Source organism: Ruegeria sp. BF7 (assembly GCF_056538605.1).
The window spans coordinates 1-11,353 of the sequence record NZ_JBQFTM010000003.1 but is presented as its reverse complement, the minus strand read 5'-3'; the positions used below and the strand labels follow the sequence as shown (position 1 = coordinate 11,353).

The following is an 11,353-nucleotide window of genomic DNA, read 5'->3' as shown; positions in this document are numbered from 1 at the left end:
GGGTTATGAAGAATAAAACAAGAACATTTGAGGCGACATGATCGAGATTGCTGGCACCCAAGTTGCATTGAATGACCCCGTGATGCTGTTCGTGGGCGGTGTCATAGCGTTGATCCTGCTGTTGCTGTTCCTGTCGCTCCGGGCGGCGCAGCGGTCTGCCCGGATGGCGGAACCATTGGCGCGGCAGATGGCCCATCTGGGCCAGAACGTGCAGCAACTGGGGCAGGGGCAGGAGCAGTTACGGGGCGGGTTGCAACATGTCTCGGACACGCAGGCCAATGCGCAGGTACAGGTGATCCAGACGGTTGAATCGCGCCTTTCCTCGGTGCAGCAGCAGATGAATGACCGGCTGGCGGACAACGCGATGAAATCAGCGCGCGCGCTGGCCGAGATGCAGGAGCGGATGAAGGAATCTCTGCATGGCTCATCCAAGCAGACCGCGACCTCACTGACGCAACTGCAAGAGCGCCTGGCCGCCATCGACAAGGCGCAGGACAATATCACCAAACTTTCTGGCGATGTGCTGTCGCTGCAGGATATCCTGTCCAACAAGCAGACCCGCGGCGCGTTTGGGGAAATCCAACTGAACGATATCGTCTCCAAGGCACTGCCGTCGGACAGTTTCCAACTGCAGGCGACCCTGTCAAACGGGCGTCGGGCGGATTGCCTGATCCACCTGCCGAACCCGCCAGGGCCGATCGTGATCGACAGCAAATTCCCGCTTGAGGCCTATGAGGCGCTGATTGGCTCCACCAATGATGCTGAGTTGAAAGCCGCCGTGCAGATGTTTCGCAGCACGGTGCGGAAACATATCAACGACATTTCCGAGAAGTACATTCTGGACGGTGAAACCGCTGACGGCGCGCTGATGTTCCTTCCGTCCGAGGCGGTTTATGCGGAACTACACGCCAAGTTCCCCGAACTGGTGCAGGAGAGTTTTTCGAAACGTGTCTGGATTGTCTCGCCGACCACCTGCATGGCGACGCTGAACACCATGCGCGCAATTCTCAAGGACGCACGGATGCGCGAACAAGCGGGCGCGATCCGCAAGGAACTGGGTTTGCTTCACAAGGATGTCGAGCGGCTGGGGGACCGTGTGTCAAATCTGGACCGCCATTTCGGGCAGGTGGCCAAGGACATATCCGACATCAAAATCAGCGCCGAAAAAGCCGGGCGCCGGGCTCAGCGATTGGACAACTTCGATTTCGAAGAACTTGCCCCGGATGATCACAACAATGTGGTGCCGCTGGGCAAATCCGAAGGCTGAACTTTACTGGATCGACAGGTCGAGGTTATAGCCGACTGTCTTGTCTGTATCGCGATCATTGCCCATCAGGTAGACGCGGATCGTATAATCTCCGTCCTCGGGCAGGTCGATACGGGCGGTGTTGCCATCGATCGAGCCGTTATAGATTGCCTCGCCATCGCTTCCGGGTGGCAGAATGTTGAAGTAAATCACGCCATTGCCATTGGTATCGCTGACCTTGAGATCAGCGAACATTTCCTGACCCGCCTGCGCGCCCAGCTTGTAATCGAAATACTCATTGCCGGTGATCGTCCCGTTTACCATTGTGCCGAAATTGCCGGGTTCGAATTTCACCTCCGCCGCGCGCTGCGCCCAGGCCGCGCTGGCAAGGCTCGCGATCAATCCAGCCATAATCAATGGATGTTTCATGAAATGTTTCCCGAACCGAATGAAAGGTCAGTGTGCACGAGCCGCCCAGCGCTTCAGATACGCAAGAATGGTTGGAACAGACGCGGCATCAACTTAGTAAACTTCAAAGGCGCGTCGGTAACGGCCAGGCAGATGCAGTCCTCTGAGATATCAGCGGTCGGCGTGTGGTGCAGGCTTTCGTCAGCAATCTCGACATCCCCACGACCGAAATGGTCGATCTCGTCCGAAAACGCGCCCTGCAGGACCATCGTCAGTTCGATGCCATTGTGGCTGTGGTCCGGCACGGCGGCACCAGCGGGAATGAACAGCAGGCGCGCGCTGGCCTCGCGTGTGGTCGGAAGGATCGCCTGTTTCACACCCATGCCGATAGAGCGCCATTTGATGGCGTTCACATCACCGCCCACGTAATCCTGCAGAGGTGCGGGCAGAACCGAACACCCCGGACGGGCTGGTTTCGCAATGGGCGCGCCCTGGGCAATCAGCGCCATGGTCGCGGCCAAAGCACCATCGCTCATGCTGGCCGGGCCGCCCTGATCCTGCAGGACACAGCCGCCAACGGCGTCATAGCTTTCCGCCCGGGCGCGGCAGTGGTCGCACAGGGACAGATGCGTGGCGACCATCAGGTCGAAGGCCTCGGGCAAGGATCCCGCTGCATAGGCCATCAGAAGGTCGTCTGTCAGGTGATGTTTGATCTCGTTGCTCATCGTCATCATCTCAGTTCATCGCGTGGCGCAAGCGGTCCAGCGCCAGTCGTATGCGTGATTTGATCGTGCCCAGCGGCAATCCGGTCTGCGATGCAATCTCGCGGTGGCTCAGATCGCCGAAATAGGCCTTTTCGATCAGTTCTCGTTGCGCCTCGGGCAACGCCGCCATGGCGCCCCGCAGTTGCGCGGTTTCCTGTTGCAGCGCGATCACGTCGTCCTGCTCCGGTTCCGCCTCGGGACCCCATCCCAGATCTTCGGGCTCGGGGCGGCGTTGTTTGCGCAGGACGTCGATGCGCTTGTTCCTCGCGATCGTAAATACCCAGGTGGCAACGGTCGCGCGGGTCGGATCGAATAGATGGGCTTTGTGCCACAAGGTCGCCATCACCTCTTGCGCGCATTCCTCGGCCAGCGTCGCGTCTGATCCCGACTTGATCAGGAACGCCTTGATCCGCGGTGCGAAATGCTGGAACAGCTCGGCAAAAGCCGCCTGATCCTGAGCATCTCGAATGCGTCTGACGTGGCTCACCCACTCAGCTCTGGTGTCGCAACTGCCATCCGCTTTGTTCACCGGCTTGCCCCTGATGCGTTTCTTCGCGCGCCAAGGCCTGAGTGCTGGCCCCTCGGCCACCGGTTCATCCAAGGTCACGGTATCGATCTCGGTAAACATAACCACATTACGCGGGGCAGCCCAAGGCGGATCACTTTGTTTGCGGTTTTTGATCCGTGTCGGGCTAACTTCCGTACTATCTGAAACAAACAGATGAGGAAAAGAATGCCGTTTGAACGGTTTGCAGGCGGAACGAGGAATTCGACGTGAACAGGATTGACCATATCGCAGGCCATACCTTTCACGGGCGGAAGGGCGCCGTTCAGAACGCCTTTCGCTATTCCGTCGACTACATTCTGCTGGATCCCGAAGGTCACCCGGTTACTCCGCTGCTGTTTTCCATGAACCGGGTCAATGTCACCAACTGGCGGGATCGCGATCACGGCGGAGAGCCAGGGCAAGGGCACGGTGCCATCTGGCTGCGCAAGCAGTTCGACCAGATGGGTGTTACCCAACCTGCACATATCACTCTGCTGACACAGCCGCGCGTGTTCGGCCATGTGTTCAACCCGGTCAGCTTCTGGTTTTGCTTCGACGGTGAGGAACAGCTTTATGCGGTGGTGGCCGAGGTCACCAATACCTACGGCACGCGCCACAGTTACCTGTGCCACAACCCCAATTTCGCGCCGATCCAGCCTTCGGATCGGATCATGGCGGACAAGTTGATGCATGTCTCGCCGTTTCAGAAGATCGAAGGCACATATACCTTCCGGTTCGACTATCGGTCCGACCGGGTGGGGGTCTGGATCGACTATGGGCGCAAGGATGGCGGGCTAATTGCAACGCTAACAGGACCGCGTGCACCGCTGAGTGATGGCAAAATCCTGTGGTCGCTGCTGCGTCGCCCGTTCGGTGCCCGTCGCGCATTTGTCCTGATCCTGTGGCAGGCGTTGAAACTGTGGGTCAAAAAAGCCCGGTTCCGCCCGTTTCGCAGCGCCCCTGTTCCCGATCACCCGGTTTCCCGCATTCGCGAGCCATAAGGTCACTTTGTTTGCGTAAGATCAAAGACTCAGCAGCCACCGAGTGGTTGTGCTAGGATGGAAACCGCGAACACGAGGAGTTGGGTCATGTTGGAAATCTCGGCAAGAAAAATCGCTCAGGTCGCCATGATGGGGCGCGAACTGAACCGCGCCGAGGGTGAGTTGCGCGCCTTTATCGACCGTATGGGCGAAGATGAGCAGGCCGAACTGGTCGCCGTCATGTGGATCGGGCGCGAGAGCTTTTTCGCCGAGGATCTGGCCGAGGCGATAGCAACCGCCAAATCCGAGGCCTCGACCCCTTGTGCCGACTACCTGATCGGCACGCCGCACCTGTCGGATCACCTTGAGAACGGCCTGGATGCGCTGGGAATATCGGCCGAGGACGTGGAAAACGATCTGATGTAGACAGAATGCCCGCACTTTTTGCGGGCATTGTTTTCAAGGCAATTTACAAACCCGTACAGGTTTGATTCAGTCCAGCCGGATATACTTTTGGTTGATTGAATGAACGCTGATACTCCTGTTGATCCCCCGAAACGCAAACTGACCTTTGTCCGCGTGGCCATTGTTCTGGTCGTGCTGTGTATCGTGGCGCTACCGATTTTGCGCAAGAAACATGACGCGTTGGTTGATATCTGTAGCTCGGATAAGGGTGACCTGCAGACCACCCTCGACGCTTGCGATCTTCTGTTGGACTGGACCATCTCCGATCCGGCTGAACGATCTTTGGCGTACCGCAACAAAATGCGGCTTTACATGGGGGTGAAGGATTGGGAGGCCGCAAAGCGTGAGGCCGATCTGGCGGTTGCCGCATTTCCCGAAAGCGAGGTGCCGCTGCAGTGGAAGGCTCTTGTGTTGACGCGCACCAAGGACTACGCCGACGCATTGGTGACTATTGAGACGGCGTTGGAACGCGCACCTGCTAGTGATTACTCGCTAGAAATGAAAGGGAAATTGCTTCGCGCGATGGGTGCGGACAACCAACTGCATGCCTATTTCGCGAATCTAGCAAAGACTTACCCCGACCGCAGATGGATTAAAAAGATGTGGGGAAGTCACCTAATTGAGGACAAGCTTTACGATCAACTGCTTGATCTGACGACCGAAGGGATCAAACGCGATCCGCAGAACCACGATCTCGTAGGCTATTATTACGTGGCATGTCTTGGCTTGGGGCCCCAATGCCCACCCCTTTTTCCCGAACGGCGGGAAGCCTATCCCAACCTCATGTGCTCTGATGCGATCGAGCGATTGGGGGAGATTGACTACTATAGCGACAAACTGCAAGAGACCGGCTTGCAGACTGTGAGTGAGCTTTTTGCTCAAGAAACAAGGTGGATCAAATACGACATTCAAGCCATGTATGCGGGTCAAGTCGCGGTGCTAGTGAACGGCGATCCTTCGGAAGACGCGGAGTATTTCATTGTAGTTAGCAAAGCCTTCGACTGTGTTTTCCCCGAAAAGTACATCTATCCACTTCAATACGTTGGCCCCGAAGAAGAATTGATCGAAATGGTCAATGCGCATTACTTTACACCGCCGCTGCGCCAAAATCTGCTGGATCTGGCGTTTTTTTTCTGAACGCACCCGGCAACACGCCCTAATCCAACACATTAACCCGTTTTAACCCAATCCTCTGGCCGCGTTAACGCGGGCTTCTTTTATCTGTTTCAGCAACAAAACATGCAATTCAGAGTTAAAGGAGAAAGTCATGGGATACGCACAAACAGTTACCCCGCAGAAGGGGCTCTTCTTCGGTCTGTTCTCTAATTACGCCGAAGCCCGGGTCGAACATTTCCGCCGCGGGATTTACGCCAAAACCGTCCGGTCACTGGAAAAGCTGACTGACCGGCAATTGGAAGACATCGGCATCCCACGCAGTGACATCAATCGGCGCGCCTATGAAAGCATCTACCACAAGCAGCCCTATCACCGCCCCGCGCAGTGATTCAGGCGCCCTGTCGGGCATCAAACATGGAGGAGAGAATGCTGGATTTCAAACCCAACTGCAAACCCCCGGTAAGTGCCAGTTCTGTGTTGCTTTTTGACCGGGCGATGCGGCTGCAGGGGATCAGATCGGATATCGTGTGTGCCGCGCAGGAGCTGAACCGGTTGTCCGATCAGGATCTGGCAGAGATTGGCATCAATCGCAGTAATATCGAAGACGTGATTGAGCGCTATATCTGACCGGTAGCGGTTCGAGATAAAGCCACTCCGATAAATCGGGGTGGCTTTTTTTTCGGCCGATATCCGAAGACGCAGATGGTCATTCGCAAGAAGTCATGCCAGAAAGAACGCGTTTAAGTTGATTGACGTGTTGCAGGGGCAGGTTTTTTTTTGAATTTCCGATTTGTGAGGCTGGCGGCGGCGTGCCTGATTCTGGCAGCCGCGTTTGTTTTGTATCAACAGAATCAGCGAAATGATCTGGCTGCAGATATGTTTGCGGAGGGTTGCCATAACCCGGAAACTGCACCAGAGGTGGCTGTTCAGGGCTGCAACAGGCTATTGGCAACCGCAAAATACACGCCTGAGGAACTGGCGGTCCTCCACATCTATCGCGGCCGGGCATATGTGAAACAGGAGGACCTGCAGCGTGCTTTGCAGGACTTCGAGGATGCTGCGGCTTTTAATGCAAATGAACACCAGGCTTGGCAGTGGGTCAGTTATGTTCTGGGCAAATTGGGTGAGGATGAGGTTGCATTTGATGTAATCGAAAAAGCACATCGTCTGGGCCCCGCGAATACCTACACGATGCAACAGCGTTTTCTCCTTTTGAAGAAGCTGGAGCGGTACGAAGAGGCCGACGCATATTATGTTCGGTTGATGAAGAAATACCCGACTGCGGAAGATGAGCGCTTGCTGTGGATGCCGCGCGAACTTGGGCATAAGCGGCTTGAGTTAAAGCAGTACGGGCCAGCTGCTGAAGCATTCAAAGAAGCGTATCGGTTGGATTTGACGCACAGAAAGACGGCGGAAGGTTTCTTTGAAGCATGTGCTCTTGCAGGACCTGACTGCCCACCCTTTTTTCCCGAACGTCGGGCAGGCTATCCGGTGTTGACCTGTGATGAGGCGTTGAAAGAGTGGGTAGAGTTGAACCCGGAACGACTCGATAGGGCTTTGCAAGACACAGGCGTTTATACTCTCACTGACCTAGTTCAGCTGGGGAATTGGAAATCCAGACGAGAGTTTCAGTCGGCCTATATGGGGGCACTCTCGCCGGACCAATCTACGGAAAGCGCGGCTCGGTACCTTATCCTTCACCGCGCTTTCGAATGCGTGAACGACGGCAAGGTTGAGTATTACGAAGGGTTTAAAGAGCAAAACGAAGCGGGCTGGATATACGTAAATGAGCACCTCTACAGCCCGCAAGTACGTCGCAACTTTGTTGATCTGGCGTATGATACTATGAATTGAAGGCACCGCCCTGCCTCAGTCAGGCCGGTGCCAATCGTTCAACTCAAGTGATCCACCACCTGCAGGTGCTGGGCCAGTTTATCGATCTCACCCATCCAGCCCTGCACCAGTTTCGGGTCGCTGGGGGCGGCGTGGACACCGGCTGGGATGGCGCGGTTCAGAACCGCCTCGACAGCCAGCGAGACCGGAACCGACACCAGACGCGCCATTGCCGTGCCGCGCGCGTCGCCCCAGGCGTCCATCACATAGGTCTTGTTCCAGACCGGGACGCCGTCCTTTTCCGCCTTCAGGCCCACGCACAGAACCACGCGGTCCGGCTCGCCCTCGTCATAGGCGTTCTCGGCCCAGAACTGATCCGACATCTCTTTCAGTCGCGCATCACCTTCGGGGCCTGAAAGTGTCTCGATCTCGGTGAACACGTCCGACCATGCATCGGCCCAGCCGTTCAGCCGCAGGGTGCCGCGGACGAATTCCTTGACAGGCCAGTGTTTCTCGAACTGGTACTCGGCCATGAAGGGGATCGAGTCGCGGTTCGGATAGACCTCGAAACTCTCGGGCGTCGGCAGCGGCGCGATATAGCTGGTGATCGCATCCCAGGGGCGGGTGACATCCAGCGGAGCGTAATCGCGGATCGATTTCGATGGCGACCGCAGCGCCTTGAGCACACCCAAAGGCGACCAGCTGAATTTATAGCGGAACGGGTTCGGGTTCTTGGGGATGCCGCCGCAGTACGAAATAAAGCTCAGGTGATTCTGCGCATCGAACGCGCCCGAGGCGCGGTAGTCGGCGACCAGCGCGTGGGCCATCAGGTGGTCGATGCCCGGGTCCAGCCCGACCTCGTTGACCAGCGCGACGCCGGCCTCACGCGCCTTGTCGTCCAGCGCGCGCATCTCGGGCGCGATGTAGGAGGAAGAGACAAAATTGGCCTCTTTCGAAATGGCCAGCTCCGCCAGCGGCACGTGCCAGTCGCCCGGCAGCATTGAGACGATCACGTCGCCTTTTTCCAGCACCGCGCCTAATGCGTCGATGTCAAAGGCGCGGATGTCGTCGGTCAGATCACCGACCTCGGCCTTGGCCTTGTCGATGGTCCGGTTCCAGATGGTGACCTTGTGCCCGCCTTCGATCAGGCGGCGCAGGCCGGGTATGGCCGACAGCCCGGTGCCACACCAGTGAATCGTCATCGTTCAGATTCCTCTCATATGAGTATTGTAAGTTGCCGACGCCCGGCCCCAGACACCGTTGTCCAAATCGGTCAGGGTCAGCAGTGAGGGCAGCAGTTGCGCGGCATAATCTTCGGAGCTCTCGACCGGCAGCATCGAAGGCAGGTTGTCTATTGCCATGACGTCCATAACAGGGTCGGTCGCAACCCGCAGGGCGGGGGCGCCCCATGTTGTGGCGCGGTCATAAACCGGAACGGGATTGTAATCGCTGTCCGGGTCGCAGGCGACATCACCGATGGCTGTCAGGTTGCGCGGGGCGGTCAACGCCTCTTGCGGAACAAAGACCGGGGTGCCGGGGCGGGCAAAGATGCAGTTCAGGAACAGGTCGTGTTTCAGGATTTCTGGGAATGGCCCACCGCTTGCGGTTTCGGCCATGTCCCATTTGGTGACGCTGACACCCATCGCTTCGCACAGGTCTGCGGCGCCGGTGCCGACACGGCCCAAAGCGCCGATGACGATAGCGCGGGGACGCATGGTGCCGGTTGCGTCCAGCTCAGCCAGCAATTCGGCATTCAGCGTGTCCTTGCTGGGATAAACCCCAACCGGCGGGCATTCCTGCCCCCGTTGCTGCGCGGCCCAGGTCTTGAGCGTCACGGCAGCGCCCGCGTACCCGGCCCAATAGCCAAAGGCGGCGACCCGGCGACCGTCTTCATCGACCAGGTATTCCAGATCATAGAGCGTGCCGCCTCCTGCCTTGAACCGTTCCAGCAGTGCCCGGCCGGAATGCTGGCCCTTATAGGCGTGTCCGAACATGATGTGGCGGTGGGGCAGGGGCGTGCCGTCCTCGGGCAGCTCCTTGAGCCCGAAGATGATCGCGTCCTGCGGGGCTTCGGGCCACGAATTCTCAGCCGCGATCTCGCAACCGGCGTCCTTGTATCCGTCAATCGGGATCGCACGGACCGAGCTTTCCTCGACCGTCACGCGGATGCCCGCAGCGATCAGCGCAACGGCACCTTCGGGGGTCAGCCCGACCCGTTCCTCGTTCGGGCGCTGTTCTGTCCGGACCCAGAGATGTGTCATCGTATTTCCTTTTGTCAGAGCATTCCCGCGGCGCGCACAGCCTGAACCGAAGGCCGGGCCTCCATCGCCTCACGGAAGGCGAGAATCTTTGGAAAGGCCGATACGTCAACGCCGTCACCTTCCAGCCAACTGCAGACCACGTACAGATAGGCATCGGCCAGCGAGAACGCACCGCCCAGCACAAACGGCCCGCGCAACCCGTTGGACGAGATATAGCCACAGGACGCGGTCATCGTTTGGGGAACTTTGTCTTTCATGTCCTTCCAGCTGGATTTCTTGTCGGCCCAACGCGGCCCACGCAGCTTGTGCGCGTGGTTCACATGCATGGTCGAGGCGAGGTAAAACATCACTTCACGCATGCGGGCAGCCAAGACCGGATCAGCGGGCACCAGCCCGGCCTCGGGGGCCTTCGCTGCGATATATTCCAGCAGAGCCCCGGTTTCGGTCAGGATGCCGCCCTCTACGACCAACGCCGGGACGCGGCCCTTGGGGTTGATCTGCTTGTAGGCCGGTTTTGTCTGCTCACCCTCGGCAAAGTCCAGCCGGATCGCTTCATACTCCAGTCCGGCCTCTTCCAGGGCAATGGCAACGGCGACCGAGATCGTCCGGGGGGCATAGTAAAGCTGCATCAGAGGGCCTCCGGGGTTACAGATGGGTCTGGGCGTATTGCCGATCCGGCGCTTCCAGATGCGGAACAGCGTTGAACAGGACCGGGCTCAGCTGCGAGCCAATCGGGTGCAGACGATGCATTGACGTGTTCATGATGGCAAGGGCCACGCGCGCCATGGACGGAATGTCCAGCCCCATGGCCTGCCGCACCACCATCGAGATCAACCCGCCGGAGGTTACCACAATCGCCGGGCCACCCTCGGTGCCGATTTCACGCAGAGCGCCTGAGACGCGGGCCTCGAACGCGTCGAATGTTTCGGGCGCATCTTTGATTTCCCCGTTCGCCCAGGCGGCGAAGGTGCGAGGCAGATGATCTACAAACCCTTCCCGGTCCGTCGGGATCACCACGCCGTGCTGCTCTTCGAACAGCCTGGCTATGGTGAAGTATTCGATCTCGTTCAGCCGGGGGTCACGGACGGGTTCGGTCAGTCCCATGCTGGCGGCGGTCTCGATGTGCCGGGTCAGGGTGCCGCAATAGACCCGCGTATAGTTGGTCCGCGTGAATTGCAGATGATCACCCAGCCAGCGCGCCTGCTGGTGACCCAGATCGCTGAGCTTGTCATAGCTCTTTTCATCGCGCGCAACGGTGTTGGCCTGGCCGTGGCGAACCAGTGTTATATGTGACATGGCGGTCCCTCTCGGGCGGAGTCTTAGGGCAGGTTGTAGGCAGGGACCAGTGGTGTTGCGTGGGCATCCGGCAAAAATCTCAGCGGCTTGTGGCGCATGCTTGGATGAGCTGTCGGTGATTGTCATTTTGGTGTTGCTTAAGGGGGAAAAGTTTCCTAACAGAAACACGGGTGCAGCATACGGGCGTATACTCTTTACCGGCTCGCAAGGGGACTGCTCTGACACAGATCAAAGTTCCATGACTGTTGACTTGCGACACAGTCGTGGGAAGTTGGGCAGCAAATAGCCTTGGCGCAGAACGGGCAGTTGCGGCATTCAAAGATTATGACCTAAGAAAGGTTGGACCCATGACCGATATTAAGCGCACGCCGTTGTACTCATTGCATGTTGAGTTGGGTGGCAAGATGGTTGATTTTGCTGGGTGGGAGATGCCTGTT

Annotated in this window: 14 protein-coding genes; 7 read left to right on the top strand and 7 right to left on the bottom strand. The window is 58.0% G+C overall.

Going from position 1 to position 11,353, the window contains the following annotated elements; translation table 11 throughout:
• Positions 1–37 precede the first annotated feature (37 nt).
• Complete coding sequence (locus ACR0IK_RS08535; RefSeq protein WP_480641161.1) at positions 38–1,267, top strand: DNA recombination protein RmuC; 1,230 nt, start codon at positions 38–40, stop codon at positions 1,265–1,267.
• A 3-nt stretch (positions 1,268–1,270) separates the two neighbouring features.
• Here ACR0IK_RS08535 and ACR0IK_RS08530 read toward each other — a convergent pair whose 3' ends face one another.
• The 3 genes from ACR0IK_RS08530 to ACR0IK_RS08520 are packed head-to-tail and all read right to left on the bottom strand — an operon-like array spanning position 1,271 to position 3,046.
• Positions 1,271–1,675, bottom strand: coding sequence for a hypothetical protein (locus ACR0IK_RS08530; RefSeq protein WP_480641160.1), 405 nt, complete (start codon positions 1,673–1,675; stop codon positions 1,271–1,273).
• A 53-nt stretch (positions 1,676–1,728) separates the two neighbouring features.
• Positions 1,729–2,379, bottom strand: a complete 651-nt coding sequence (locus tag ACR0IK_RS08525; protein WP_480592544.1) for a ChrR family anti-sigma-E factor — start codon at positions 2,377–2,379, stop codon at positions 1,729–1,731.
• A gap of 10 nt (positions 2,380–2,389) precedes the next feature.
• Positions 2,390–3,046, bottom strand: coding sequence for a sigma-70 family RNA polymerase sigma factor (locus ACR0IK_RS08520; RefSeq protein ID WP_480641159.1), 657 nt, complete (start codon positions 3,044–3,046; stop codon positions 2,390–2,392).
• Positions 3,047–3,192: 146 nt separating this feature from the next.
• Between ACR0IK_RS08520 and ACR0IK_RS08515 the strand changes: the two genes are divergently transcribed.
• From ACR0IK_RS08515 to ACR0IK_RS08490, 6 genes are all read left to right on the top strand, one after another.
• The gene (locus ACR0IK_RS08515) at positions 3,193–3,966 is read left to right on the top strand and encodes a DUF1365 domain-containing protein (protein WP_480592547.1); all 774 of its coding nucleotides are present in this window, start codon (positions 3,193–3,195) and stop codon (positions 3,964–3,966) included.
• 87 nt (positions 3,967–4,053) lie between these two features.
• The gene (locus ACR0IK_RS08510; RefSeq protein ID WP_170326413.1) at positions 4,054–4,371 is read left to right on the top strand and encodes a DUF3775 domain-containing protein; all 318 of its coding nucleotides are present in this window, start codon (positions 4,054–4,056) and stop codon (positions 4,369–4,371) included.
• Between the two features lie 99 nt (positions 4,372–4,470).
• A complete protein-coding gene (locus ACR0IK_RS08505) occupies positions 4,471–5,547 on the top strand; it encodes a tetratricopeptide repeat protein (protein ID WP_480641158.1) in 1,077 nt (358 codons plus the stop codon).
• Positions 5,548–5,677: 130 nt separating this feature from the next.
• Entirely contained in the window at positions 5,678–5,914 is a 237-nt protein-coding gene (locus tag ACR0IK_RS08500; RefSeq protein ID WP_480592551.1) for a DUF1127 domain-containing protein, read from the top strand.
• Positions 5,915–5,952: 38 nt separating this feature from the next.
• Positions 5,953–6,153: a DUF1127 domain-containing protein gene (locus ACR0IK_RS08495; RefSeq protein ID WP_480592553.1), complete on the top strand. Its 201-nt coding sequence runs from the start codon at positions 5,953–5,955 to the stop codon at positions 6,151–6,153.
• Positions 6,154–6,303: 150 nt separating this feature from the next.
• Positions 6,304–7,380 carry a tetratricopeptide repeat protein gene (locus ACR0IK_RS08490; protein WP_480641157.1) on the top strand — a complete coding sequence of 359 codons (1,077 nt, stop codon included), beginning with the start codon at positions 6,304–6,306 and terminating at the stop codon, positions 7,378–7,380.
• 38 nt (positions 7,381–7,418) lie between these two features.
• On the opposite strand, the gene ACR0IK_RS08485 is transcribed toward ACR0IK_RS08490, so the two are convergent.
• From ACR0IK_RS08485 to ACR0IK_RS08470, 4 genes are read right to left on the bottom strand one after another with little or no spacing between them, the layout of a single operon-like run.
• A complete protein-coding gene (locus ACR0IK_RS08485) occupies positions 7,419–8,561 on the bottom strand; it encodes a saccharopine dehydrogenase family protein (protein WP_480641155.1) in 1,143 nt (380 codons plus the stop codon).
• A gap of 3 nt (positions 8,562–8,564) precedes the next feature.
• On the bottom strand, positions 8,565–9,620 hold the full coding sequence (locus ACR0IK_RS08480) for a saccharopine dehydrogenase (protein WP_480641154.1): 1,056 nt from the start codon (positions 9,618–9,620) through the stop codon (positions 8,565–8,567).
• Positions 9,621–9,634: 14 nt separating this feature from the next.
• The gene (locus tag ACR0IK_RS08475) at positions 9,635–10,249 is read right to left on the bottom strand and encodes a glutathione S-transferase family protein (RefSeq protein WP_480641152.1); all 615 of its coding nucleotides are present in this window, start codon (positions 10,247–10,249) and stop codon (positions 9,635–9,637) included.
• Between the two features lie 16 nt (positions 10,250–10,265).
• Complete coding sequence (locus tag ACR0IK_RS08470) at positions 10,266–10,916, bottom strand: histidine phosphatase family protein (protein WP_480641151.1); 651 nt, start codon at positions 10,914–10,916, stop codon at positions 10,266–10,268.
• Positions 10,917–11,353 lie beyond the last annotated feature (437 nt).